Raw genomic sequence first — 26,733 nt, forward strand, 5'->3', positions numbered from 1 at the left:
TCCTCCTTCTCCCGGGCCCTTCTCCATACGGTCCGGAGCGCGGCCGACCGATGCTCGAACGGGTACGACGGACGCTTCGTGGCCGCCCGTGAGTGCCGGGGACGCCCTTGCAGCAAGCCCTCACGCCTGGTTATTCCTCCCGCTCACCACGAGCTCACGTTTCCAGCTGCTCGATCACATGGCAGGACACGCTGGCTGGCGTCTGGAGCTCGTGCGGCCCTCGGGGGTGATGGCCACGCACGCACCGCGGCCACCCTCCTGCCGCAGCTCGACCAGCAACTTCACCTCCGCCTCGTACGCGGTGGCCCGGACCGATGCTTGCTCCCGGGCCGCCGCGCGCGTGGGGTCAGGTCGTCCTCGGGCGGGCCGGGCCGTCGAAGACCAGTTCCAGCCTGGTGAAGCGCCGCAACACCGCCCCCGCCTGGAGTTCGGGCTCGAAGCCGGGCTTGATCCGGAGGTTGGGCAGTCGGCTGTACAGCTTCGAGGCGGCCACCTGTATCTGCAGCCGGGCCATGTTCATACCGACGCAGAAGTGGATGCCCTGACCGAACGCCAGGTCCGCCGGCAGGTTCGCCCAGTCTCGCTCGATGATGAACTCGTCCGGCCGGTCATAGATCAGCGGGTCGTGTGTCCCGGAGCTGATGAGAGCGAAGACCTTCTCCCCCCGCTCGATGTCGACGTCCCCGAGCCTGGTGGGCTTCGTGCACGTGCGCCACAGACCCGAGATGGGCGGCTCGTACCGGAGGGACTCCGCCGCCAGAGAGCGCGACAACCCCTCGATGTCGGACAGGAACCGGGCCTTCTGGTCGGGGTGGCGGTCCAGCAGATAGGCGGTGTTGCCGATCGCGCCGATCGTCGTGCCGATCCCCGCCGCGTTCAGCAACTGGATGCAGGCCGCGATCTCCTCCACCTCGAAGTAGTCGCCGTCCACCTGGGCGAAGCAGAGCTGGGTGATCAGGTCGTCACTGCCCGGCCCGGCCGCGCGCTTCGCCTGGACCATCTCGATGAGGTGGTCCAGCCATTCGGTGATGTCACTGTTGTACCCGGGTTCCGCATGCCCGTCGAGGGTGGCCGTGAACAGTTCTTCCATCTCCTGCGCCGACCGCGCGTAGGCCTCGCGCTCGTCCTCCGGGATACCCAGCAGCTCGGTGACATGACCGGCGGCCATCGGAGCCGCGAAGTCTGCGTACACCTCGAACGATCCCCGCTCGGCGAGCTTGTCGACGATGTCGTCAGCGAAGCGTTCGGTGAAGGGGCGCATCTTCTCGATCCGGGACGCCGACAACGCCTTGACAAGCAGCTTCCGCTGGCGGGTGTGGCGCGGCGGATCGGACCAGCCGAGCACCTGCTGTTCGATCGGCAGCGGCTCCTTGAGCGGCCAGACGTTGCCGGACGCGTTGGAGAACGACTGGTACCCGGCCAGTACGGCCTTGACGCTCTCGTAGGTGGAGACCTGCACCGCGTTCAGCTCGGCGTTGCGGGCGACGGGACAGCGGGCCCGGTCATGCGCGAACTCCTCCCAGGGCTCGGTCGCCTTCGCCGAGTAGGGCCTGAACCGCGGCTCCACGTCCTCGACCGGCGCTTCGGTGGGCCGACTGCTCATGTCGCTCTTCCTCTCAGTCGTCTTCGCTCGTGGTGAAGTCGATCGCAGGCCAGGGGTAGGCGGCCTCGGCGTCCCCCAGTCGCCGGTCGTGGTCCTGGGCGGCCGGGTCCCGGTGGTCGCCCGGCAGCGGCCGGAACCACTGCACGGGTTGTGGTCGACCGAGAGCAGGGTGCCGTGCCGGCTTCGTCCGGTCGCGCCCATGCATCGGCCCCGGGACACAGGGGTGGCCAGTGAGTCGTTCGTGATGGCGTGCGGCGCGTAGTACCGGGCTGCCTGGCAAGGAATGTGAGGGACAGTCGGGTCACTCCTCAGGTCGACTCCGGCTGGTGCGGCGGGTCTTCTCCTAGGCTGCGCGTTTCGAGCGTGTCCCTGACCGCCGCGCTCCGCCTCCGCCTGTGCCGCTCTGTGGCACGCCGAGATGACAGGGAAATGCTCAAGGACACCTCCTGGTAACGGCCCGGCAGTGAGTTGTCCGTCCGAAGGCGGCAGTGGAGCCGATGCGGCGTCGGTTCTCGATCACTGTCCTGTCGGTTCCGGGCCGACCGGTCCTCCCCCCCCCAACCCCCCAACCCACCTCGCCCCCGTTCCCGCCCCCCATCAGCTGCCGACCACAGGACTTCCGGTGCGGAAGTCCGTCGCGTCCGCCCCCGCGTGCGGACGCGGCGCCGCACCCGTACGTCCCCCGACTCCTCGCGGTTTCCCATCCGGCCCGACGCACTCGGCCCGGAGTGGTGAACCTGATCCACCTCGACACGTCACGGGATGGCATATGAAAGAGATCGTCGACGCACTCCTCTCGGAGGAGATCACATCGCGAGATGTGGCCGGTCTGCGCCTGCCGGAGTACTACCGGGGCAATGTGGTGCGCCGGGAGGACACCTCGATGTTCGAGGGCCTGGAGTCGAGGGAGAAGGATCCTCGCAAGTCCCTGCAGGTGCAGGAGGTGCCGACGCCGGAGCCGGGTCCTGGCGAGGCCCTGGTCGCCGTGATGGCGAGTGCGATCAACTACAACACGGTATGGTCCTCGATCTTCGAGCCGCTGCCCACCTTCGGCTTCCTGGAGCGCTACGGACGCCTCAGTGACATCACCAGACGCCACGACCAGCCCTACCACGTGCTGGGATCCGACCTGGCGGGCGTGGTGCTGCGCACCGGGCCCGGTGTCAACCGGTGGCGACCGGGTGACCGGGTGGTGGCCCACTGTCTGTCCGTGGAGTTGGAGAGCCCCGAGGGTCATGGCGACACGATGCTGGACCCCGAGCAGCGGATCTGGGGATTCGAGACCAACTTCGGGGGCCTAGCCGAGCTGGCGCTGGTGAAGTCCAACCAGCTGATGCCCAAGCCGGAGCACCTGACCTGGGAGGAGGCTGCGGCTCCGGGCCTGGTCAACTCCACCGCGTACCGGCAGCTGGTCTCCCGCAACGGGGCGCAGCTGAAGCAGGGCGACAATGTGCTGATCTGGGGGGCGAGCGGCGGACTCGGCTCGTACGCCACCCAACTGGCGCTCGCCGGGGGAGCCAACCCCGTCTGTGTCGTCTCCAGCGCGCAGAAGGCGGACATCTGCCGTGCGATGGGTGCCGAGGCGGTCATCGACCGGAGCGCGGAGGGCTACCGGTTCTGGAAGGACGAACGGACCCAGGACCCCAGGGAGTGGAAGCGGTTCGGCAAGCGCATCCGGGAGCTCACCGGCGGCGAGGACGTCGACATCGTCTTCGAGCATCCGGGCCGGGAGACGTTCGGCGCCTCGGTGTATGTGACGAGGAAGGGCGGCACGGTGGTCACCTGCGCTTCCACATCCGGATTCGTGCACGAGTACGACAACCGCTATCTGTGGATGTCGCTGAAACGCATCGTCGGCTCACACTTCGCCAACTACCGCGAGGCCTGGGAGGCCAACCGGCTCGTCGCCAAGGGCAGGATCCACCCGACGCTGTCGAAGGTCTACCCACTGGAGCAGGCCGGGCAGGCGGCCTACGAGGTCCACGCCAACCTCCACCAGGGCAAGGTCGGCATCCTCTGCATGGCCCCGGAGGAAGGGCTCGGTGTGCGCGACCACGTACTGCGCACGAAGCACCTCGGAGCCATCAACCGCTTCCGCGAGCGGAAGGTGTGAGGAGACGTCATGACCACCGATCCACCGCCCCTCACGGGCATCGTCGGTCTCGGCACGGTGGGCGAGGCATTCCTTCGGCTGGCGCATCGGGCCGGTCATCGCATCGTGGCCGTCGACAGCGACCTCGGCGTCCTCGCACGGGTCGGCAACCGCCTCAAGTCGCTGACCGCGGCGACGCCGGAGCAGGACGGCAGGGCGGCGACCACCGAGGCGCAGGTCGTCCTCACGGACGACCTGGCGGAGATCGCGGACGCCACCGTGGTGATCGAGGCCGTACCCGAGGACCCGGCCGTGAAGATCGATGTGCTGCGTCGTATCGGCGGGATCACGCGGGCCCCGGTCCTCACGACGACCGCCTCGCTCTCCGTCCCCCGACTCGCCATCGTCTCCGGCCGGCCGGAGACGATCTCAGGTCTGCGTTTCCTCGTCCCTCCCGGTCCCGGGGGCACGGTGGAGCCGGCTCCCACCGCCCTGACCTCCCAAGCCACCGTAGGCGCCGTCGACGCGCTGATCACCGCACTCGACCTGACGCCGGTCGAGATCGGCGCCGGACCGGCGGAGGACGCCACCGCACTCGTGATGGCCTACCTCAACCGGTCCGTGGCCTTCCTCGACGCCGGGCATTCCAGCCGCGACGACATCGACACCGCGATGCGACTGGGCTGCGGTCTGCCGGACGGGCCGCTGCAACTGCTGGACACCATCGGCCTGGACACGGCCCACGCGACCCTGACGCGACTTCATCGGAAGACGGGTGACGCCTCCTTCGCGCCCGCCCCGCTGTTGACGAGCCTGGTCGACTCCGGCCGCCTCGGGCGCAAGACCGGCGACGGGTTCTACACCTACGACAACGAGGGCGCCGCGTCCCCGGACGGGCTCGTGGACCGCCCCGCCGCCGCCCGTCGCCCGCTGCGTACGGTCGCCGTCCTGGGCTCCGGTGTCATGGCCCGCGGTATCGCGGAGGTCACGGCGACCGCGGGTCATCCGACCGTGCTGGTGGCGCGTGGTCCAAAGAAGGCCGATGCCGCCCTCGCGGCGATCTCCGAGTCCCTGACCCGTGCCGTTCGCCGGGGCAGGATCTCGGCTCAGCGGAAATCGGCGGCCCTGCGGCTGCTCACCCCCGCCACGGCGGTGGAAGCGGTCGCGGAGTGCGATCTGGTCATCGAGGCGGTGGTGGAGGACCTCGACGTCAAGCGCGGCCTCTTCGCCCGGCTGGGCACGTTCGCCGCAGCAGGAGCCGTTCTGGCGACCACCACGTCCAGCCTGTCCGTAACGGCCTGCGCGGAAGCCTCCGGGCGGCCCGCCGATGTCGTCGGCATGCACTTCTTCAATCCCGCGCCCGCACTACGCCTCGTCGAACTGGTCCGCACCGACCGTACCTCCGACGATGTGTTCGCCGACGCCCGCGCCTTCGCCGTCGCGCTGGGGAGGACCCCGGTCACCTGCCCCGATCGCGCCGGCTTCATCGTCAACGGTCTGCTCTTCCCCTACCTCGGCGCCGCCGTCGAACTCCTCCGACGCCCCGGCACCGACATCGAGGCCACGGACACCGCCGTCCAGAACGGCTACGGCTACCCCATGGGCCCCTTCGCCCTCCTCGACACCATCGGTCTCGACGTCGCCCTCGCCATCCAGCACCACCTGTACGACCGACTCGCCCGCCCGGAGCAGAAACCGGCACAGCTCCTCGAAGCCCTCGTCGCCACCGGCGCCCTCGGCCGCAAGAACAACAGGGGCGTCCGCACCGCGGGCAGGGGCAGGCCCTCCACGTTCTGACCCCCTCCCGTTGACGTACCGCCCCGGGGGCCGGGGTGCCAGAGTGTGCCCCTTGTGCCGTGCCACGGGGTGGCACACGGCCTCTTTCCCCCTCGGCCGCAGCACTACAGTCCCCGCAGTCCCCCCCTCGCATGTGTCCTGGATCACTGAGCCCCTGGGCCTGATCGGAAGCGAGCCGCTCCATGTCCGAGACCGACAGCAGAGTCGAACCGGTCACCGTCACCGCCACCAGCACAGCCGCCGCACAGAAGTCCACCGCCTCACGGGTCGCCGTGGCGAGCCTCGTGGGCACGATCATCGAGTACTACGACTTCGCCGTGTACGGCACGGCCGCCGCCCTCGTCCTCGGCCCTGCCTTCTTCCCTTCCGGCAACGCCACGGTGTCCACACTGGCGGCCTTCCTCACCGTCGCCGCCGCGTTCGTGGCCCGGCCGATCGGTGTGGTGGTGTTCGGCAGCATCGGCGACCGACTCGGCCGTAAGCGTGCCCTGTTCCTCTCCCTGGTCCTGATGGGTGTGGCGACGGTCGGCGTCGGACTCCTGCCCACGTACGAGACCGCCGGGCTCGCCGCGCCCGTGCTCCTGGTCGCCCTACGGCTGCTGCAGGGCGTCAGCATGGGCGGCGAGTGGGGCGGAGCGGTGCTGTTGGCCGCCGAGCACGCGCCTGCGGGTCGCCGCGCGCTGTACGCGTCGTTCCCGCAGGCCGGCCCACCGCTCGGTTTCCTGCTGTCGAGCGCCGTGATCCTGCCGACGCTGGCGATCGTCGGCAAGGACGGCTTCGCCGAGTGGGCCTGGCGCATCCCGTTCCTGCTGAGCACGGTCCTGATCGTGGTCGGCCTGTGGGTCCGGGCCCGGATCACCGAGTCCCCCGTGTTCGAGGAGAGGTCCACGGACGAGGCTCCCGTGGCCCGCTTCCCGCTCGCCGCCCTGCTCAGGGAGTACCCCGGCAAACTTCTCCTCGGCGTGGGCGCGGCGCTCGGCGGCGCGGCGACGTACTACCTGGCGACCGTCTACAGCCTCTCCTACGGGCCGGCCGCGCTCGGTATCCCGCAGCCCACGATGCTGACCGCCGCGAGCATCGCCGCCGCGGCCGATGTGATCGTCACCATCCCGGTGGCGATCATGGCGGACCGGATCGGCAGGAGACCGGTGATGCTGGCCGGCGCGGCGGGGAGCGTCCTGTGGGCCCTGCCCATGTTCGGTTCCCTGCAGACCCGTGACGGTGTCCTGATCACCCTGGCCTTCGCCGTCGGACTCGTGCTGTTCGTCATGATGTTCGCGCCGATGGCCGCGTTCCTGCCGGAGCTGTTCCCGGCCCGGATGCGCTACACCGGAGCCTCGGCGACCTTCATCCTCGCCGTCACCCTCGGTGGCGGTTTCGCCCCGCTGGTCGCCACCTGGCTGACCTCGCACTGGCAGTCGCCACTCGTCCTCGGCCTCTACGCCGGCGCGCTGTGCCTGATCAGCTTCGGCTGCATCCTGGCGCTGCCCGAGACCCGGGACAAGGACTTCAGCCTGTGACGCCCGCCGCCCGAACCCCCTCGGGCCGACCGTCGTGCCGTCCCGGCAGGGCGATGCCGCGGCGCGGTGCCGGGCCGCACACCGGCACCCCCTGCTCCTGACCCAGCCACCCGCTCGGCGCTGACATGACGGCGCCGAGCCGGGCCCGCAGGACGAGCGATACACCGGAGGCAGTATGAACGACGACATCGACACCGTTCTCGACACTCCGATCGGGGACTGTCCCGATCCCGGCGAGTTCGTCCGGGCGGCGATGCGTTGGCACTTCGACCCCAGGACCGGTTCGCCGTTCTGGTTGGCGCGGGCGAGGACACTCGACTTCGACCCGCTCACCGATGTGAAGGGCGTCGACGATCTGGCGCTGTTCCCGAACGTGTGCGACGAACTGCGCGACGTACGCATCGAGGATCTCGTTCCCCGCGGCTACGGCGAGCGGCCGGACATCCGCGGGATCTTCGAGAGCGGTGGCACCACCGGCCGGCCCAAGCGTGTGGTCCTGCTGCAGGACTGGTTCCTCAAGTCGCAGGAATGGCTCGGCGCGACCCTGGACGCGCACGGCGTGCCGAGGGACACGAACTGGCTGTCGATGTTCCCCACCGGGCCGCACATGGGCGGCTACGCGTACACCCAGCTGGCCGTAGGACGGGGCGGCAACGTCCTCTCCATAGACATGGACCCGCGCTGGGTCAAGCAGCTCATCGCCGCCGACCGCGACGAGGACGCCCGCGCCTACTCCGCCCATCTGCTCGACCAGGCCCGGTACCTGCTGCGTGGTCAGGACGTCGGCGTTCTCGCCATCACCCCGCCGGTCCTCGAACGCCTCGCCGCGGACGACGAGCTGACCGAGCTGGTGCGCGCCAAGGTCAAGGCGATCGTCTGGGCGGGCGCGCACATGGACGTCAACACCCGTGACCTGCTGGGCCGCGAGGTGTTCCCCGATGTCGCGCTGGTCGGCTTCTTCGGCAGCACGATGATGCTGCACAGCTGCGGCCAGCGGGTCACCGAGGCCCAAGACGACTCCGGCGCCTGCGTCTTCGACCCGCCGGCCCCGTACATCACCTTCCGGGTCGTCGACCCGGACAGCGGGGAACCCGTCGCCCACGGAACCCGAGGCCGGGTCGTCGTCAACCATGTCAGCCGGAGCTTCCTCCTCCCCAACAACCTCGACCGCGACATGGCCACCCGGGTACCGGGGCTGCCGGGGCAGGTGGGTGACTCCGTGGCGGATGTGACCCCGGTCCGGGTCTTCGACGGGGAGGCCGTCATCGAGGGGGTCTATTAGTGAGCGTCAAGAGCGATCTCATCCGGCTCGACGCCCTGGGCCCGAGCGGCCCGTACCGGTCGAGGAACATCCAGACCGTCCACGACATCCACGGCACGCCGTGCGCCGAACTGAGCCTGGTTCCCCCGCTCTTCGTCACCAGGACGATGACGGCACTGCGCAAGGCCGACCCGCTGCCGCTGGAGCAGCGCCTGGACGCCATCGCCAGGGCGGGCCGGGCCTTCGCCACCGAGACCGTCGGCGGACTGTCCGTCTCGGAGTACCAGCACGCGGTGTGCCGGGTCTCGGGCCTGCCCTGGGCCACGACGGAGGCGGCCCTCGACTACACCGTGCGGTACACCGACCGCGCGTATCTGAGCTCCCAGCTGGCCCGTCCCGTCGGGGCGGTCAACGACTGGCGCGACCCGCGCACCCGGCACGGCAGCGGTGTGTGGGCGCGGCGCGGCGAGGTGTTCGCCGTCCACGCCCCCGGCAACACCCCGAGCGCCCACACCCTGTGGCTGCAGTCCCTCGCCCTCGGCTACCGGGTGGTGGTCCGGCCGTCGAGCCGCGAGCCGTTCAGCTCGCACCGGTGGATCACCGCACTGCGCGACGCCGGCTTCGGCGCCGACCGCGTCGCGCTGCTGCCGACCGACTACGCCACGGCCGACGACGTCGTACGCGGCGCGGATCTGTCGATGGTGTACGGCGGTGAGGAGGTGGTGCGCAAGTACGGCTCGACGGCGACGGTGCTGCCGCAGGGTCCGGGCCGGTCGAAGTTCCTCGTGACCAAGGACGCCGACTGGAGGTCGTACCTGGACGCCATCGTCTCCTCGGTCGCCGGCCACGCCGGGACCGCGTGCATCAACACCAGCACGGTGTTCGTCGAGGGCGACCCGGCGCCGGTGGCGCGGGCGATCGCCGAGCGGCTCGCCGTGCTGCCCAGTCTGCCGCCGCAGGACCCCAAGGCGGTCCTGCCGGTGAAGCCGCTGGACGAGGCCCGCAGGATCGAGAAGTACATGCTGGCCAAGGCAGCCGGCACCACCCCGTGGCTGGGCGGCGACGGGATCGTCGACGATCTCGGGGACGGCACCGCGGTTCTGCGGCCCGCCGTGCACCAACTGCCGCGCCCCGATGCGCCGCAGAGCCGTGTCGAACTGCGCTTCCCCTGTGTGTGGGTGGCGCCGTGGAGCCCGCAGGCCGGGGTCGCGCCGTTCCGGGACACCGTGGTGCTCACCGCCGTCACCGATGACGAGGCCCTGGTGGACCGGCTGTTCGCCGAGCCCAGCATCTCCAACGTCTACCTCGGCGACCATCCCACGCACTGGCTGCCGCCCGGCATCCCGCACGACGACTTTCTCGAGACGTTCCTGATGCGCACGAAGGCCTGCATCCGCTGACCGTCCGGCCGGTCCGAACAGAGGGCCTTCGCTCGGGCGCCAGGAGCGAGGGCCCTCACGCATGCGGGCCGGCCCCGCAGGACACCCGCAGCTGCTCCAGAACACGCCCACTCATCAGGGAAGTGACCTCAGTGCCCCATCCGGAACCCACCCCTCGCATGCTCATCGGCGGCCGGCTCGTAGGCGCCGAGGGCGACCCGCTCGACGTGCTGAACCCCGCGACCGAGGCGATCGCCGGCCGTGCCCCCGACGCCACCGACGGCCAGCTCGATGCCGCCGTCTCGGCCGCCCGACACGCCTTCGCCGCCTGGAGCACCACCTCCCTGGACGAGCGGCGGGCCGTGCTGACCGCCTGCGCGGCCACCGTCCGCGAGCACCTGGAGGAACTCGCCGCCCTGCTCACCACCGAGCAGGGCAAGCCGCTGGCCGACGCACGTGTCGAGATCGCGGTCTTCGCCGACTGGCTCGACGGGCATGTGGCCCTGGACTTCCACGACGACGAGGTCATCGAGACCGAGACCCGTCGCATCCGGGTGCGTCGCGTACCGCTCGGCGTCGTCGTCGGCATCGTGCCGTGGAACTACCCGGTCGTCATCGCCGCCAAGAAGATCGCCCCCGCGCTGCTCGCCGGCAACACGCTTGTCCTCAAGCCCTCGCCGTACACGCCGCTCACCACCCTGCGCATCGGCGAGCTGCTGGCCGACGTCGTACCGGCCGGCGTCCTCAACATCGTCAGCGGCGGGGACGGTCTCGGCCCGAGACTCACCGGGCACCCGGGTATCCGCAAGATCGCCTTCGTCGGCTCCACCGCGACCGGCCGCAAGGTCATGGCGTCCGCCGCCGGTACCCTCTCCCGCGTCACTCTGGAGCTGGGCGGCAACGACCCCGCGATCGTGCTGCCCGACGTGGACGTGGACGAGGTCGCGGTCCGCGTCTTCTGGACCTGCTTCGCCAACAGCGGCCAGATCTGCATCGCCGCCAAGCGGGTCTACGTCCACGAGGACATCTACGACGCGTTCGCGGAACGCTTCGCCGAACTCGCCCGCACCGTCAAGGTCGGCAACGGCCTGGAGGACGGCGTCCGGTTGGGCCCCCTGCAGAACCGCGCGCAGTACGAGCGGGTCGTCGGCCTGGTCAAGGAGACCATCGGCTCCGGCGCCGCACTGCTGGTCGAGGGCGCGATCCCGGACGGGCCCGGCTACTTCGTGCACCCGACCGTGGTGGACGACCCCGCCGACGACTCGGCGGTCGTCACCCAGGAGCCGTTCGGCCCGATCGTGCCCCTGCTGCGGTTCCGGGACGTCGACGAGGTGGTCCGCCGCGCCAACGACTGCGAGTACGGGCTCGCCGGCACCGTCTGGAGCCGTGACCTCGCGGTGGCCGAGGAACTGGCGGCGCGGCTGGAGGTCGGTACCGTCTGGATCAACCAGGAGGCGATACCGACCCCGGACGTGCCCTTCGGCGGCCGCAAGTCCTCCGGCCTCGGCGTCGAGAACGGAGTGGAAGGCGTGCTGGAGCACACCGACACCCAGGTGCTGTCCGTCCGCAAGGAATGAGTCCGCGCCGGGCAGGCGTGCGAACAGAGCACGCCACACCGTTGACGTACGGTCCGGGCCCCGGGGCTCAGTCCCCCGGGGCCCGGTCTCAGTCGCCCCAGCGCAGCAGGGTCGTCCCCACCGTCATACCGCCGCCGAACCCGGCGAGCAGCACCAACTCGTCGTCCACCGGGCCGTCGGGGCCGTGCCGAGCGTGGTCCAGCGCCAGCGGGACGGAGGCAGCGCCGGTGTTGCCGTGCCGGTCCACCGGCAGATGGGTGCGGGCCGCCCCCAGGCCGAGCCGCCCGAGGACCGACCGCAGCATCTCCCCGTTGGCCTGATGCGGCACGAAGTGCGCCACGTCGTCGGCCGCCACCCCGAACGCGTCGAGGCAGCCCGCGATCGCGTCCGGCAGTGCCCGCTCCACGAACTCCCGTACCGCGCGCCCCTGCATACGGAAGAAGTGGTCGCCCTGGGCCAGAGTCCTCTGCGAGGCAGGAGCCCTGCTGCCGCCCGCGGTGACACCGATCAAGTCGTGCAGATGCGCGTCGGTGCGGATTCCCATGCCGAGGATCCCCCGGCCCTCGCGCACCGGCCCCACCACCACGGCGCCCGCCCCGTCGCCGAACAGCGGCGCCGTCCTGCGGTCGCCCCGGTCGATGATCCGCGAGTACACCTCGGTGCCGACGACCAGCGCCAGCCTGCGGCCGCCGTCCGCCTCTGGTCCGGCCAGCAGCCGGGTCCCCATGTGCAGCGCGGCGATGAACCCGGAGCACACGGCGTTGACGTCGAACGCGGCGACACGCCGGGCGCCCAGCCGGTGCGCCACGATGGCGGCGGTGGCCGGCTGGGGGTGGTCGGGCGTGGAGGTGGCCACGACGATCCACGCCACGTCGTCCGGTACCGTACCCGCGTCGGCCAGGGCGCGTGCCGCGGCCTCCACGGCCAGGTCGGAGGCCGCCTCGTGGTCGGCGGCGTACCGTCGTTCGACGATCCCGGTCTTCCGCTCGATCCACTCGGCGCTCACTCCGGCCCGCTCCGCCACGGTCGCGTTGGTGACGATCCGGTCGGGGAGGTACGAGCCGGTGCCGAGGATGCCCAGTGCGCCCAGGGCGGGCGCGTAGACGGTCCCGCGCACGGGGTGGTCGCCGGGGTGTGCGGTCATGATGTCCTCCGTCGGTACCGCCGGGCGTCAGGTGCGGCCACTGGCCGCGACGAGGGCCGCGAGGTCGTCCGCGTGGGTCAGATAGCGGCCGGTGAGTACGTCGCCCTCGCCGCCGATGAGCCGCAGCAGGTTGGCGACGGCCTCGGCGACCGGGGTGTACTTGCCGTCCTGGCGCTGTGCGTCGAGCCAGGAGTCGATACGGCGCCGCCACGGGTCGTCGCTCTGCCGTGGCACGGCCTCGGCCGCCCCGAGGCCGACATCGACGAAACCCGGGTGGTAGCTGAACACGTTGATCCCGTGCGGCAGGAGTTCGATGGCCATGTTCTCGGTGAGCTTGTTCACGGCCGCCTTGGACACCGAGTAGGCGCTGACGTGCGGCCAGCGGGTGTGGCCCGCGTTGCTGGAGATGGTGACGACCCTCCCCCGGCCACGCTCGATCATGCCCGGCAGCACCGCCCTGCACGCCGCCAGCGCACCGCCCAGGTTGACCGCCATGGCGTGCCACCATGCGGTCGGGTCGTTCTCCCAGGCGGGGCCGACCGGTCCGGGCACGCCGGCGTTGTTGACCAGCACGTCGATCCCGCCGAGCCGTTCGGTGGCCAGCTCGACGGCCTCGGTCAGTTCGGCGTCGACGGTGACATCGGCGACGGCCGTGACGACCTCGGGGCCCCGGTCGAGACCGTCGGCGGCCCTGGGCAGCGAGTCGGCGTCGCGGGTGGTCAGCACCAGCTGCCCGCCCGCCGTGTGCACGGCCTCGGCGATGGCCCGGCCGAGGCCACCGGCCGCACCGGTCACCATGACCCGAAGTCCGGTCAGGTCCGTCGTGGGTGAGGACATCACAACCTCCATGGACATCAGAGGGATCGAGGGAATCTCTGGGGCTGCGCCGGGGCCTCGGCATGACCGCACCGCGGGATGCCCGTCCGCGCCGGGGCCTCGCCGGCCGCTGGGTCAGGTGCCCGTCTCCGCCAGGGCGTCCAGTGCCCCGTGGAGGTGGTCGGCGAGCAACTTCGGTGTGGGGTGGTCGAAGACGAGGGTGGCGGGGAGCCGTAGGCCGGTGAGGGTGCTGAGCCGGTTGCGCAGTTCCACCGAGGTCAGCGAGTCCAGGCCGAACTCCTGCAGCTTGCGGTCCGGCGGCAGGGCCTCCCCGTCCCGGTGGCCGAGCAGTTCGGCCGCGGCCGTGCGCACTTCGGTCAGCAGCCGTTCGGCCCGCTCGGAGGGGGCCAGGTCGTGCAGCCGGACGGTGGGTGCGCAGACGGCCGGTGCCGCGGGCAGGAGGCCGCGCAGCAGCGGCGGCGCTCCACGGGTGCGCAGCTTGGCGAGGTCGAACCTGGCCAGGGTGAGGACCGGGTCGTCCTGCCGCAGTGCCTCGTCGAACAGGGCCAGCGCGAACTCGGTGGGCATGGGCACGGTGCCGTCCGGGAGGGTGCCGTCCCGGTCGGGTGCGCGCAGGACGTCGGTCATCCCGGATGCCTCCTGCCACAGGCCCCACGCCTGGGACTGCGCCGGCAGCCCCTCGGCCCTGCGGCGCTCGGCGAACGCGTCCAGGAACGCGTTCGCCGCCGCGTAGTTGCCCTGCCCCGGGCTGCCCAGCACCCCGGACAGCGAGGAGAACAGCACGAAGGCCGCCAGATCGCTGTCCCGGGTCAGCTCATGCAGGTTGCGCACACCGTCGAGTTTGGGGCGCAGCACCTGTTCCACCCGGTCGGCGGTCAGCGAGGTCGTCACACCGTCCGCGAGCACCCCCGCCGCGTGCACCACGGCGACCAGCGGGTGGCGGTCCGGTACGAGGTCGAGGGCGGCGGCCAGTGCGTCCCGGTCGGCGACGTCGCAGGCGGCGATGGTGACCTCAGCGCCCTTCTCGGTCAGTTCCGTGATGAGGGGCTCCGCGTCACGTGCCCCTCGGCGGCTGGTGAGCAGAAGGCTGCGGACCCCGTACTCGGTGACCAGGTGCCGCGCCACCAGTGAGCCGAGCGTGCCGGTGCCGCCGGTGATCAGTACGGTGCCGTCGGCGAGGTCCGGTCGGGCCCTTAGGCCCGGTGTGACGCGTTCCAGCTGCGGTGCCTGGAGCCGTCCTTCGGCGAGCCGCACATGTGGCCGTCCGGCGGCCGTCGCGTCGGCCAGCCGGGCCGAGGAGCGGGGGTCGCCGTCCGTCTCGACCAGCAGGAACCGTCCGGGGTGCTCGGTCTGCGCCGATCGCACCAGCCCGCGTGCGGCCGCGTGGGCCAGGTCGTCGGTGCGGGTCAGTACGACGAGGAGGACGTCGGCCGGGTGGTCGGCCGCCAGCCAGTGCTGGAGGTGGGAGAGCGTCTCCAGCGTTGCAGCCCGTACGTCGTCGGGCACCGGGGTGCACACGACGGCGTCGGCGTCGGCGAGGTCGACCGGGTCGGCGATCACGTCGAGACGGTCGGGGCCCAGCAGCGCCAACTTCGGTGCGGGCGCGGCCGCGGGGTCCTCGATGTCGGTCCATCGCATCCGGTACGCCGAGTCCGTCGGCACCGTGCCCGTCAGGTCCCGCAGGGCCACCGTGCGTATGCCGAGTGTTCCCCGGAAGAACGGTTCGCCCCCGGCGGTGGAGAGCGTCACCGTGTACGCGTCCGGACCACCGGGTGCCAGATGGGCGTAGGCGTGCGGGGTGTACCGGTCGCCGGCCCACACGTCGTGCCATACGAAGGGCAGTCCGACCTGGCCGTCCGGGCGCTCCTCGGTCAGGGCGAGGGCGTGCAGGGCGGCGTCACCGAGCACGGGGTGCAGTCCGGGGCCGGTGAACCCGCCGGGTGCCTCCTCGGGCAGCCGCAGCTCGACGAACAGCTCCTCGCCCCGCCGCCACAGCCCGCGTACGGCCCTGAACGCGGGACCGTACTCGTAGCCGTGGTCGGCCAGCGACGCGTAGTCGATGCCGAGTTCCCCGGCGTCGGCCGGGGGCAGTGCCGGGGCGAACGGCTCATGGGGGGTGTCGTCGATCCTGCCCTGGGCGTGGCGTCTCCACTGGCTGCCGGGCTGCTGCGGTCTGCTGAACACCTCGACCGTACGTCGGACGGGGTCGGCCACGACCTGGAGCGCCGCCGTGCCCTGTCGGGACAGTGCCAGGGGCGTCTCGATGACCAGCTCGTCGATCCCGGTGCCGCCGGTGTCGTGCGCGGCGCGCAGCGCGAGGTCGAGCAGGGCGGTTCCGGGCAGGATGCATGTGCCGTCGACCCCGTGGTCGGCCAGCCAGGACTGCTCGACCGGTGAGATACGACCGGTGGCCACGGACTCACCGCTGCGGGCGGATGCGACGAACGTGCCGAGCAGCGGGTGACCGGAGCCCTGCTCGGGCGAGGCGGTCGTGGTGAGCCAGAAGCGCCGGCGCCGGAACGGTGTGGTCGGCAGGGGCACGGGCCGTCCGGTGCCGGTGGCGAGGTCCACGCCTGCCACGCCCCGGGTGTACAGCTGTGCGGCGGAGAGCAGGAACCGTGCGGAGCCGCCGTCGTCGCGGCGCAGGGTGCCGGTGACGACGCCGGTGGTGCCGCTCTCGTCCAGGGTCTGCTCGATCGCGGAGGTGAGCGCCGGGTGCGGGCTGGCCTCCACGAAGACGCGGAAGCCCTGTTCGACGAGGTGCTCGACGGCCGGCTGGAACAGCACGGGCCGGCGGAGGTTGCGGAACCAGTAGGGGCCGGTGAGCGTGGAGTCGCCGACCCAGTCCAGGTCCACGGTGGAGTACATGGGCACGGAGGGCGCGCGTGTGTGCACCTCCCCCAGCCGGGTCACGAGTTCCTCGCGCAGGGACTCCATCTTGGGGCTGTGCGAGGCGACGTCGACGCGGATGCGGCGGGCGTGCAGGCCGTCCAGCGCGCACTCGGTGAGCAGGCCGTCGATCGCCAGGTCCTCACCGGCGACCACGGTGGTGGACGGCCCGTTGAGGGCGGCGACCCAGAGCTGGTCCGGCCAGCGCTCCATCATCCAGTCCAGCTGTGCGCGCGAGGCGTTCACCGACGCCATGCCGGCGCTGACGCCGAGTTCGGCGATGACCTGGCTGCGCACCACGACGACGCGGGCGGCCTCTTCCAGCGACAGGGCGCCCGCGACACAGGCGGCCGCGACCTCGCCCATGGAATGGCCGATCACCGCGTCGGGTTCGACCCCGTGGGAGCGCCAGAGGGCGGCCAGTGACAGCATCACCGCGAACAGCGTGGGGTGGATGACCTCCAGTCGTGCCAGCCGGTCGGTGTCGCCGGCCAGCACCTCGGTGAGCGACCAGTCCACATGGGGTTTGAGGGCCCGTTCGCAGGCGTGGATCGATTCGGCGAACACCGGTTCGCTCATCAGGCCGGCGGCCATGCCCAGCCACTGCGTGCCCTGTCCGGGGAAGACGAAGGCCACCTTGCCGTCCACGCCGGACGCTCCGGGCCCTCCCGAGACGACGTTCCGCGCCGCCTTTCCCTCGGCGACGGCCCGCAGCCCGGCGAGCAGTTCGTCGCGGTCACCGCCGATCACGACGGCGCGGTGGGTGAAGTGGGCGCGGGACACCGCGAGCGAGTGCGCGATGTCCACCGGTGCGGCGTCCTGGGCCACGGGGAGCAGTCGGGCCGCCCAGTCCCTCAGTCCCTCGGGGGTCTTCCCGGACAACGTCCACGCGACGGGCGGCTCGGCGGCGAGCGGCTCGGCGGCGAGCGGCCGAGGGGGCCGTTCGGTGGCGGGCGTCGGCGCGGTTTCCTCCGGGGGCGCCTCCAGGATCATGTGGGCGTTGGTGCCGCTGACGCCGAACGAGGAGACCGCCGCGCGCGGCGGCCGGCCCCGCTCCGGCCACGGCCTGCTCTCGGTGAGCAGCCGTACGTCGCCCGCCGCCCAGTCGACATGCGGCGACGGCTCGTCCACATGCAGGGTCTTCGGCAGGGTGCGGTGCAGCAGGGCCTGTACGACCTTGATCACGCCGCCGACCCCGGCCGCGGCCTGGGTGTGCCCGATGTTGGACTTCAACGAGCCCAGCCAGAGCGGGGTCTGCCGGTCCTGCCCGTAGGTGGCGAGCAGCGCACCGGCCTCGATGGGGTCGCCGAGGCGGGTGCCGGTGCCGTGGGCCTCGACGGCGTCCACGTCGGACGGGGTCAGCCCGGCGTCGCGCAGGGCGAGCCGGATCACCTGCTGCTGGGCCGCCCCGCTCGGCGCGGTCAGTCCATTGGAGGCGCCGTCCTGGTTCACCGCGGAGCCCCGGATCACGGCCAGCACCGGGTGCCCGGCGCGGCGGGCGTCGGACAGTCGTTCCAGCACCACCATGCCGACGCCCTCGGCCCAGCCGGTGCCGTCGGCCGCCGCGGCGAACGCCTTGCACCGTCCGTCCTCGGACAGCGCGCGCTGCCTGCTGAACTCGACGAAGCCGTAGGGCGTCGCCATGGCGGCCACGCCGCCGGCCAACGCCAGTGCGCACTCGCCCCGGCGGATCGACTGCGCCGCGAGATGGAGCGCCACCAGCGAGGAGGAGCAGGCGGTGTCGATGGTGAGGGCCGGGCCGCGCAGCCCCAGCACATAGGCGATCCGTCCGGAGGCGACGGCGCCGGCCATGGCCGTACCGACGTAGCCCTCCACTTCGCGTGGCACCTGGGCCGGGTCGGCGATGTAGTCGTGGTGCATCAGTCCCGCGTACACCCCGACCCGCTCGCCGCGCAGGGATGTCGGGTCGATCCCGGCGCGTTCCAGCGCTTCCCAGGAGGTCTCCAGCAGCAGCCGGTGCTGCGGGTCCATCGCCAGGGCCTCGCGCGGCGAGATCCCGAAGAACTCGGGGTCGAAGTCGGCCATGTCATGGAGGAATCCGCCCCGCCGGGTGCACGATGTGCCGCTGCGGTCGGGGGCGAACAGTCGGTCGAGGTCCCAGCCCCGGTCGTCGGGGAACTCCGAGGTGGCGTCGACTCCGTCGGCCACCAGCCGCCACAGCGCCTCGGGGGAATCGGCCCCGCCGGGGTAGCGACAGCCGATGCCCACGAGCACCACGGGGTCGTCGTCCGCGGTCGGGTGGCCGCCGTCACCGGGCGACGCGGCGGTCGTGGTGCGCGCTTCGGGTGCGCCGGTGACCCGGGGTGAGTCGGTGGGGACCTGTGAACCGGTGAGTTCGTCGCGCAGATACCCGGCGATCGCCCGTACCGAGGGATGGTCGAACACCAGTGTCGTGGGCAGCCGCAGTCCCACGGCGGCGGCGACACGGTTCCTCAGTCGCACGGCGTCGGCCGAGGTGAGCCCGTACTCGCGCAGGGCCCGGTCCGGATCGAGACCGTCGACCGCGCCCAGCACCTCGGTGACCTGGCCCGTGACAAGCTCGACGAGCCTCCTGGCGAGGTCGGTGCCGGTGACCCCGGTCAGGTCCACCCTGGTCGGCAGGGTCTCCGACGCGGCCGGCGACACCGGGCGCACGGCCGCGACCAGTGTGCGGCCCGGTCGGCTCAGTGCCACGTCCACGGCGTTGCGGATCCGGTGGCCGGTCAGCCCCTCCCCCAGCAGCAGGGTGGTGGGGGCGGACCCGGCGACGGCGAGCGTGACGACGGAGCCGGTGACCGTGGCGGTGACGCCGTGCTCGGCGGCGGACGGCTCCATGTGCCGCTCCGTGTCCGAGGGCTCGGCGCGTCGGGCCCCGTGACCGCTCACGAGGTGGTCGGCGATCAGCTGCGCGAGTTCGCCGGCGTCTCCTTCCAGGGTCAGTCGGTGGCCGGCGATCGGGCTGGGTCCGGTGGGCAGTTCGGTGCCCAAGAGGGGGGTCGGCTCGCCGTCCGGCCCGGTGAGGTGCAGGCCGTCGTGGGAGCCGGAGACCGCGAGCAGACGGCCGGGCAGTTCGGTCAGCGGCTCGCGCGCGATCTTGCCTGTGACCGTCTTCGGCAGTCCGGACACGGCCCTGATCTCCACCGGCACCTTGAAGTAGGCGAGGTCCCGGCGGCACCGCGCGAACAGCTCGGCGCAGTCGACACCGTCAGGGCCGGGTACCACCAGGGCCACGGGGACCTGGCCGAACTCCTCGTCCGCCAACCCCGTCACGGCTGCGTCGCGCACCCCGCGCACCTGCGCGAGCACGGCCTCGATCTCGGTGGGGTGGACGTTCTCCCCGCCCCGGATGATCACGGCGTTGCGCCGGCCGGTGATCCGGAAGTAGCCGGCGTCATCACGGCGGGCGAGGTCGCCGGTGCGGTACCAGCCGTCGCGGAGCACCTCCGCGGTGGCATCGGGCCGGTTGTGGTAGCCCAGCATGACGTTGGGGCCGCTGAGCCAGATCTCGCCCTCCGCGCCGGTGGGCAGCTCGGCACCGGTGTCCGGGTCCACCACGCGCACGCTCAGCCCGGGCACCGGCAACCCGCAGGAACCGGACACCCGTTCACCGCCCGGCCGCATGGTGATGGTCGGCCCGCTGGTCTCGGTGCAGCCGTAGTTGTCGGTGAGCCGGACGCCGAAGGCGGCCTCGAACGACTCGGCGAGCGCGGGCGTGGTGACCGCCCCCGCGACGAAGGCCACACGCAGCGCGGGCAGGGTGAGCCCTTCCGTGCCGGCGGCCCGGACCAGGTTGTGGTACATCGTCGGCACGCCGACCAGGAAGGTGTAGGGACGGGCGCGCAGTTCGTCCAGCACCTCGTCGGCGGAGAACCCCGGGACCAGATGCGCGCCGGCCCCGACGGCGGTCACGGCCATCAGGCAGAGGTTGTGACCGAGGCTGTGGAACAGGGGCAGCGGCCACAACACCGTGTCGGCCGGGGAGAGTCCGAGGATCGGGGCATAGCAGTGGGCGGCGTTCCACAGCACGGCGCGCTGGGTGGACAGCACGCCCTTGGGACGGCCCATCGTGCCCGAGGTGTAGAGCAGGAAGGCCGGTTCGTCCAGCCCCAGGTCGTCGCGCGCCGGGACGGCCGGCTCGCGCGTGGTCAGGTCCTCGTACGACAGGACGTCCGCGCCCGGACTGTCGCCGACCACGACGAGGTGCCGTGATCCGGCGGGCAGCACCGCGCGCACCCGGTCGGCGTGCGCGGAGTCGGTGATCACCGCGTGGGCGTCGCTGTCGGTGAGCAGGTACCGCAGCTCCGCGTCGGAGGAGTGCGGGTTGACGGGTACTCCGACACAGCCGGCCCGGTGGACGCCGAGATAACTCTCCACCATCTCCACTCGGTTGCCCAGCAGCAGCGCCACCCGTGCGCCTCGGGGCAGACCGAGCGCGACCAGATGCCCGCCGAGCCGTGCCGTACGCCGTTCCAGTTCGGCATGGGTCACCGTGCGCCGCTGATCGGAGTACGCCACCTTGGTCCCGCGCGACTCGGCGTGCGCGCGCAGCAGTTCGGGCAGCGGGCGGATCAGGTCGGCCTCGTCCGTCGCGGGCATGTCCGTCCCTTCTCGCGGCGCGGTCACGAGAGGGCTCCCGTCACCGACTCGACCGCGGCGAGGACGGCGCCCGAGGCGACGAGCTCGACGGCGTCGTTGATCTCGGGCGACAGATAACGGTCCGGGCCGGGGCCGGGGATGCCGGAGGACCTCAGGAGTTCCACGACGGCGCCGGTGGCGGGCGACGGGGCCAGCGGGGCGCGCAGGTCGAGGGCGCGTGCACCGGTGAGGATCTCGACGGCGACGACGCGGGTGAGGCCGTCGACGGCACGCCGTAGTTTGCGGGCGGCGCTCCAGCCCATGGACACATGGTCCTCCAGCATGGCGCTGGTCGGGATGGAGTCCACGGAGGCGGGTACGGCGAGGCGCTTGAGTTCGGAGACGATCGCGGCCTGGGTGTACTGGGCGATCATGTAGCCGCTGTCGACCCCGGGGTCGTCGGCGAGGAACGGCGGCAGGCCGTGGTTGCGGGCGGTGTCGAGGAACCGGTCGGTCCGGCGTTCGCTGATCGAGGCGGCGTCCGCGGTGGCGATGGCGAGGAAGTCGAGGGCGTGACCGACGGGTGCGCCGTGGAAGTTGCCGTTGGACTCCACCCGTCCGTCGGAGAGCACGGCCGGGCTGTCGACGGCCCCCGCCATCTCACGGCCGGCCACGGTGGCGGCGTACTCGACGGCGTCGCGGGCCGCGCCGTGGACCTGGGGTGTGCAGCGCAGGGAGTACGCGTCCTGGACGCGGGTGCAGTCCGGCCCCCGGTGGGAGGCCCGGACCCCGGAACCCGCCATGACGGCGACCAGGTTGGCCCCGGCGGCGGCCTGTCCGGGATGGGGGCGAAGGGCCATGAGGTCGGAGGCGAACGCCCGGTCGGTGCCGAGTTGTGCCTCGACGGACATGGCGGCGGCGATGTCCAGGGTCTTCAGCAGCCGCCGTAGATCGGTGACCGCGAGGACGAGGTGGCACAGCATGCCCTCGACGCCGTTGAGGAGAGCGACGCCTTCCTTCTCCTGGAGTTGCACCGGGGTGATCCTCGCGGCGGCGAGCGCCTCGGCGGCGGGCATCGGGGCACCCGACGCGTCGCGCACCTCGCCCTCGCCCATCAACGCCAGCACGCAGTGGGCGAGCGGTGCCAGGTCGCCGGAGCATCCGAGGGAGCCGTACTCGCGTACCACCGGGGTGATCCCGGCCGACAGCATCGCGGCGAGCCGCTCCGCCGTCTCGGCGCGTACGCCGGTGTACCCGGTCGCGAGCGTCGACAGCCGCAGCAGCATCATTCCGCGGACGACTTCCCGCTCGACCTCCGGCCCCGAGCCGGCCGCGTGGGAGCGGACCAGGGATCGCTGGAGCTGGGCCCGCTGCTCCGGCGGGATGCGCTCGGTCGCCAGCGCGCCGAACCCGGTCGAGATCCCGTACACCGCGACCGGCGCGGCCACGAGGTCTTCCACCAGGGCCCGGCCCTTGTCCAGCGCCGAGAGTGCGTCGTCGCCCAGCCGGACCGTCGCGCCGTGCCGTGCCACGGCGACGACGTCGTCGAAGGAGAGCGGGCCGGTTCCGACGGTGACGGTCCGGGGCGGCAGGCTCATCGGGCACCCGCCGGGGTCTCGTCGGTCGTGGCGGGGGTCTCGGGTCGGGCGAGGCCCCGCTCCGGTTGCTTGTCCATGGCGTTTCTTCCTGTCGAACGGGTCGTGTGGGGGCACGGCTGACGAAGAGAAGGGACGGCCGCAGGTGACGTGGTGTCAGGCAGTCGGCGTCAGATGGAAGATGCAACTGAAGGGGATGCCCAGCTCGGTACGGTCGCGCAGCTGCCACGGGGAACGGGAGAAGGCGACCTCCCACTCCTGCGGGGAGGGGATGTACTGGTCCATCAGGGCGTGGGTGTATTCGAACCCGAGGGAGAAGACCGGTGCTCCGGCGTCCTTGCTGAGCTCGGAGCGGTAGGTGTCGCTGAGCAGGAACCGGCGTACGTCGGGGAACGCCTCACGCAAGCCGTGCAGCGAGGCCACACAGTCCTCCAGCGGCCACAGGTCGTGCCCGAGGAAGAAGGAGAAGACCAGGTCGACGCCGGGGTAACGGCCCTCCTCCAGGCGGGAGATGTCGCCGTGGACGATCTCCACCCGGTCCAGGAGCCCGGCGTCGGCGACGGCCTTCCTGGCCACCTCGACGGCGCCCGCGTCGATGTCGATCCCGACGAAGCGTTTGTCCGGGTGCCGCTGCGCGAGCCGGATGACGCGCCGGCCGCTGCCGCAGCCGAGGTCCGCCGCCCGCTCGAAGTCGAGGCCGGACATGACACGGTCGAAGACCGGGTCGACGTGGAAGTGGCCGTAGTCGCGGCCGGACCGTGCGACGGCCGCCCCGTCCCGCAGCCGCATGGCGTCCCTGCCCCGGCCCGTCCCCGCCAGCGTGTGGGCCTGGGCGAGGAGGGGAGCGTACCCCTGGACGAGCCACACGAAGTAGCCCTTGTTCTCCCACAGATCGGCGAAGTGCGGCCCGCGGACCAGGGTGTCCGTGCCGTTCTCCCGTACCGTCGCCACCGCGTCCGCGCCCTGCAGGACGTCCGCGACGAGGCGCAGTGCCATGGGGCGCAGACCGTGCTTCTCGGCGAACTCGTCGAGGGCGCAGGCCCCTCGCTCCCGGAGTTCGTCCAGCAGGCCGATTTCGGTGGCCGCGCTGACGGCTGAGGCGAGGACCGTGCCGTTGAACGCCTGACGCATGCTGAGGGGGGTGCCGGTGTCGTGGGGGGCGGTTGCGGTCATCGGGATGCCTCCTGATCGGTGGTGGTGAGGGCGGCTTCGAGACGGCGCACGAGGGTGAGGACGTCGGAGGGGGTGCCGAGGGAGATGCGTATCCAGTCGGGCATCCCCATGTCCGTGGTGTGCCGTACGTGGATGTGGTCGGCGAGCAGGTGCCGGGTGACCTCGGCCGCGATGCCGGGCAGATGCACGGTGACGAAGTTGGTCTGCGAGGGCAGGTAGGTGATGCCGAGCCGGTCCAGGCCGCAGCACAGGGTGGCGCGCGCCGTGGCGGTGCGGACCCTGGTCTGTTCCAGGAAGGCCTGGTCCTGCAGCGCCGCACGGGCCGCCGCCTGCGCGAGCCGGTTCACATGGAACGGCATGGCGTCCTGCACGGCCCCCATCCGCGAGACCAGGTCGGGGCAGCCGATCAACGCGCCCACGCGCAGGGAGGCGAGTCCGTACGCCTTGGAGAACGTGCGCAGCACACTGACGGGACCGCCCTCGCGCGCCCAGGGCAGGGCCGAGGTGAAGGAGTCGTCGGCGAACTCCGCGTACGCCTCGTCGAACACGAGATGCGAGCCGGTGGCGCGCGCCGTCTCGCACAGGTCCTTCACCGCGCCGGCGTCCAGGACCGATCCGGTGGGGTTGTGCGGATTGCAGACGAAGACGAGGGCCGCGCCGTTCTCCATCTGCTCCATCAGCGCGGCGGGGCCCACGCGGTGGTGGTCGAGGGGGATCCGCACGACGTCCAGGCCCACCGCCTCCAGGCTCTTCGGGTAGCCCTGGAAGGTGGCCTCGTTGACCACCGCGCGGCGGGTGTCGCGCAGTGCGAGAGCGAGCATCATGACGACCTCGTCCAGGCCGTTGCCCACGACGACGCTGCCGGTGGTGACGCGGTGGTGGGCGGCGAGGGCGTCGATGAGCGCGGTGTGCTCCGGGTCGGGATAGCGGTTGACGCGCACCAGCTCGGCCTGTGCCGCCGCCACGGCCTTGGGACTCGCGCCCCAGGGGTTCTCGCTGCGGTGCAGCAGGAGCGGACGGACGGTGTCGCCGACGGGGTGGACGGTCGCTGTCCTGGTGAGCATCAGCGGCCCTCCTCGCGCGGGGCCGCCGCATCCGCGGGGCTCGGAGCGGTCGGGGTGCCGTGGGACAGGACCTCGCCGATCGCGGGGGTGGTCCCGGGCCGGTCGGCGCGGCCCCACCGGAGTCGTTGGTTCATGGCGTCTCTTCCTGTCGAACCGGTCACGTGGTGGTCGCAGCTGACGGAGATGGCGCGCGCCTGCCGTCGCTCAGCCGTGTTTCCGCCCGCGGCGACGGCAGCGGTCCCGTCCGCACCGCGAGCGAGTACGCCTCGTCCCGGGCTGATGAAGGAGCGGATCCTGAGGGATGTGCGAGCGGGGAGAGGCGTGGGTGCGTCGGGTCCGTGCTCCGGGGCAGGCCGCCTCACCGGGGACGGGCCGTCGTTCTCGTCCGGCACGCGAAGGCAACGACAGTCTCACACCGCATCAGATCTCCTGCCGTCCTTGGAGGGAGAACTCACTACCGGGCTGTTAACAGGAGATGTCCTTGAACATTTGGGTGTCACCCTTGCGTGCCGCAGAGCGGCACGACGGGCGATCCGACCGGGAGCACACGTGAGCCGGGCGATGTGGAGACGCCCGGCACGGATCGACGGGAGGGTAGGGCACGCAGGGGAGACAAGCCCGTCACGGACCCTCCCGTTCACCCGCGCCTCCGCCCGTCGGAACGCGCCGGTCGAGGTGCACCGCCGCCTGGGGCCGCGTCCGCTCACCCGCTCCGGCGCACGGTGACCTTCGACGGCCGTGCTGCGGCTCAAGCCCCCGACCGTCCGTGTCCGCGGACGGTCGGGGGCACGTCGCGCGATCAGCAGGGTGACGCCGGCGCCCGGCGCTGCGGCTGACCGCGCCCGGTCACGCGTCGGTGGCGCGTCAGACCGCGAAGTCGCGGTCGCGTGTCTCGGGCAGCGCCAGGACGCACAGCAGACTGACCAGGCACAGGCCTCCCGCGTAGGCGCCGAGGACGAGCGGCGACTTCCACTGGGAGTTCAGCCAGGTCGCGACCAGCGGGGCGAACCCGCCGCCGAGGGTGTTGGCGAGAATGAACGTCGCCGAGGCTCCCGTGTAGCGCAGCCGGGCCGGGAACAGCTCCGGCAGGAAGGCCGCGATCGGGGCGAACATCAGGATGAACAGCAGCAGTCCCACGGTGAACGCCCCGGTGATGACCAGACCGTTGCCGGTCTGCAGGGAGCCGAACATGGGCAGCGCCCACACCACACATCCGACGGCCCCGGCGATGATCACCGGCCGTCGGCCCGTCCTGTCGGCGAGCCGGGCGACCGGGATCACCGCGGCGGCCGTGACGCCGGCGGCCACGCTCGCGGCGGCCAGCATCGTGTTCTGCGCGATACCGAGCGCCTTCGGCCCGTACGACAGGCTGTAGACGATCGTCAGGTAGTAGACCGCCGAGCCGCCGACCGCCGAGCCGATGCCGAGCAGCAGCTGTCCCGGGTACTCCTTGACCAGGGCGCCCAGCGGGAACCGAGGGGCGGCGGGGCGGTCGGACGAGGACCGGCCGCTGAACACGGGTGACTCGCTGACCCGGCTGCGCACCCAGAACCCGACGACGATGAGCAGCGTGCTCAGCAGGAACGGCACGCGCCATGCCCCGGCGGCGAATCCGTCCCGGCCGGCGACGGCGATCGTCGGCAGGATCACGGCGCTCGACAGCAGGAAGCCCAGCAGCGCGCCGATCTGGGGAATGGACGCGTACATCGCCCGCCGCCCCGGCGGGGCGTGCTCGGCGGCGAGCAGCACCGCGCCGCCCCACTCACCGCCCATGCTCACGCCCTGCAGCAGCCGCAGGGCCACCAGAAGCACCGGAGCCAGGATGCCCACGGTCTCGTAGGTCGGCAGCAGTCCGACACCGACCGTGGCGATGCCCATCAGCACCAGCGAGATCACCAGGGCCCGCTTGCGGCCGACCCGGTCGCCGATCGTCCCGAACAGCACGACCCCGACGGGGCGGGCGAGGAACGCGGCGGCGAAGGTGAGAAAGGCAGCGAGGGTCGAGACCGTGGAGCTGCCGGACGGGAAGAAGGCCGGGCCGAGGACGAGCGCGGCGGCCGTGCCGTACACGGCGAAGTCGTAGTACTCGATCGTGGTGCCGACCAGGCTCGCGACGGCGACGCGGGAAACGTCCTTTCTCGCCGCGGGCGGTGGGGCGGGGGGTGTGGCGGTTCCGACTGCTGCTGCGTCGCTGCCGGCTTCGGACATGGAGCGGTTCACCTCCGAC

General features: G+C 71.9%; 16 protein-coding genes. 6 read left to right on the plus strand and 10 right to left on the minus strand.

All coding sequences use genetic code 11. The annotated features are described in order from the left end of the window. Positions 1-346: 346 nt before the first annotated feature. Both ACZ9QC_RS00625 and ACZ9QC_RS00630 read right to left on the minus strand, forming a co-directional pair. Positions 347-1,603 (minus strand): cytochrome P450, encoded by a 1,257-nt coding sequence (locus ACZ9QC_RS00625; protein ID WP_472918235.1) that lies wholly within the window; start codon positions 1,601-1,603, stop codon positions 347-349. 13 nt (positions 1,604-1,616) lie between these two features. Next, on the minus strand, positions 1,617-1,748 hold the full coding sequence (locus ACZ9QC_RS00630) for a hypothetical protein (protein WP_472918236.1): 132 nt from the start codon (positions 1,746-1,748) through the stop codon (positions 1,617-1,619). Positions 1,749-2,372: 624 nt separating this feature from the next. Between ACZ9QC_RS00630 and ccrA the strand changes: the two genes are divergently transcribed. The 6 genes from ccrA (at position 2,373) to ACZ9QC_RS00660 (ending at position 11,229) form a co-directional block, all read left to right on the plus strand. Further along, positions 2,373-3,716, plus strand: a complete 1,344-nt coding sequence (gene ccrA / locus ACZ9QC_RS00635) for a crotonyl-CoA carboxylase/reductase (RefSeq protein WP_472918237.1) — start codon at positions 2,373-2,375, stop codon at positions 3,714-3,716. Between the two features lie 9 nt (positions 3,717-3,725). Next, on the plus strand, positions 3,726-5,492 hold the full coding sequence (locus ACZ9QC_RS00640) for a 3-hydroxyacyl-CoA dehydrogenase family protein (RefSeq protein WP_472918238.1): 1,767 nt from the start codon (positions 3,726-3,728) through the stop codon (positions 5,490-5,492). Between the two features lie 182 nt (positions 5,493-5,674). After that, positions 5,675-7,012: an MFS transporter gene (locus tag ACZ9QC_RS00645; RefSeq protein ID WP_472918239.1), complete on the plus strand. Its 1,338-nt coding sequence runs from the start codon at positions 5,675-5,677 to the stop codon at positions 7,010-7,012. A gap of 175 nt (positions 7,013-7,187) precedes the next feature. After that, positions 7,188-8,294, plus strand: coding sequence for an AMP-binding protein (locus ACZ9QC_RS00650; protein ID WP_472918240.1), 1,107 nt, complete (start codon positions 7,188-7,190; stop codon positions 8,292-8,294). Further along, complete coding sequence (locus ACZ9QC_RS00655; protein ID WP_472918241.1) at positions 8,294-9,673, plus strand: aldehyde dehydrogenase family protein; 1,380 nt, start codon at positions 8,294-8,296, stop codon at positions 9,671-9,673. Before ACZ9QC_RS00650 ends, ACZ9QC_RS00655 begins: the two co-directional genes overlap by 1 nt. A 131-nt stretch (positions 9,674-9,804) precedes the next feature. Further along, positions 9,805-11,229 carry an aldehyde dehydrogenase family protein gene (locus ACZ9QC_RS00660; protein ID WP_472918242.1) on the plus strand — a complete coding sequence of 475 codons (1,425 nt, stop codon included), beginning with the start codon at positions 9,805-9,807 and terminating at the stop codon, positions 11,227-11,229. A gap of 88 nt (positions 11,230-11,317) precedes the next feature. On the opposite strand, the gene ACZ9QC_RS00665 is transcribed toward ACZ9QC_RS00660, so the two are convergent. From ACZ9QC_RS00665 to ACZ9QC_RS00700, 8 genes are all read right to left on the minus strand, one after another. Further along, complete coding sequence (locus tag ACZ9QC_RS00665; protein WP_472918243.1) at positions 11,318-12,373, minus strand: 3-oxoacyl-ACP synthase III family protein; 1,056 nt, start codon at positions 12,371-12,373, stop codon at positions 11,318-11,320. 27 nt (positions 12,374-12,400) lie between these two features. Then, positions 12,401-13,210, minus strand: a complete 810-nt coding sequence (locus ACZ9QC_RS00670; protein ID WP_472918244.1) for an SDR family oxidoreductase — start codon at positions 13,208-13,210, stop codon at positions 12,401-12,403. Between the two features lie 114 nt (positions 13,211-13,324). Next, positions 13,325-20,695 (minus strand): SDR family NAD(P)-dependent oxidoreductase, encoded by a 7,371-nt coding sequence (locus ACZ9QC_RS00675; RefSeq protein WP_472918245.1) that lies wholly within the window; start codon positions 20,693-20,695, stop codon positions 13,325-13,327. Between the two features lie 23 nt (positions 20,696-20,718). After that, the gene (hutH, locus tag ACZ9QC_RS00680; RefSeq protein ID WP_472918246.1) at positions 20,719-22,272 is read right to left on the minus strand and encodes a histidine ammonia-lyase; all 1,554 of its coding nucleotides are present in this window, start codon (positions 22,270-22,272) and stop codon (positions 20,719-20,721) included. Positions 22,273-22,425: 153 nt separating this feature from the next. Next, positions 22,426-23,442 (minus strand): class I SAM-dependent methyltransferase, encoded by a 1,017-nt coding sequence (locus ACZ9QC_RS00685; RefSeq protein WP_472918247.1) that lies wholly within the window; start codon positions 23,440-23,442, stop codon positions 22,426-22,428. Continuing rightward, positions 23,439-24,506 carry a pyridoxal phosphate-dependent aminotransferase gene (locus ACZ9QC_RS00690; protein ID WP_472918248.1) on the minus strand — a complete coding sequence of 356 codons (1,068 nt, stop codon included), beginning with the start codon at positions 24,504-24,506 and terminating at the stop codon, positions 23,439-23,441. The genes ACZ9QC_RS00685 and ACZ9QC_RS00690 overlap by 4 nt, the downstream gene beginning before the upstream one ends. Then, on the minus strand, positions 24,506-24,640 hold the full coding sequence (locus tag ACZ9QC_RS00695; RefSeq protein WP_472918249.1) for a hypothetical protein: 135 nt from the start codon (positions 24,638-24,640) through the stop codon (positions 24,506-24,508). Before ACZ9QC_RS00695 ends, ACZ9QC_RS00690 begins: the two co-directional genes overlap by 1 nt. A gap of 730 nt (positions 24,641-25,370) precedes the next feature. After that, on the minus strand, positions 25,371-26,714 hold the full coding sequence (locus ACZ9QC_RS00700) for an MFS transporter (protein WP_472918250.1): 1,344 nt from the start codon (positions 26,712-26,714) through the stop codon (positions 25,371-25,373). Positions 26,715-26,733: the final 19 nt, after the last annotated feature.

It is taken from the genome of Streptomyces sp. HUAS MS02 (assembly GCF_055702265.1).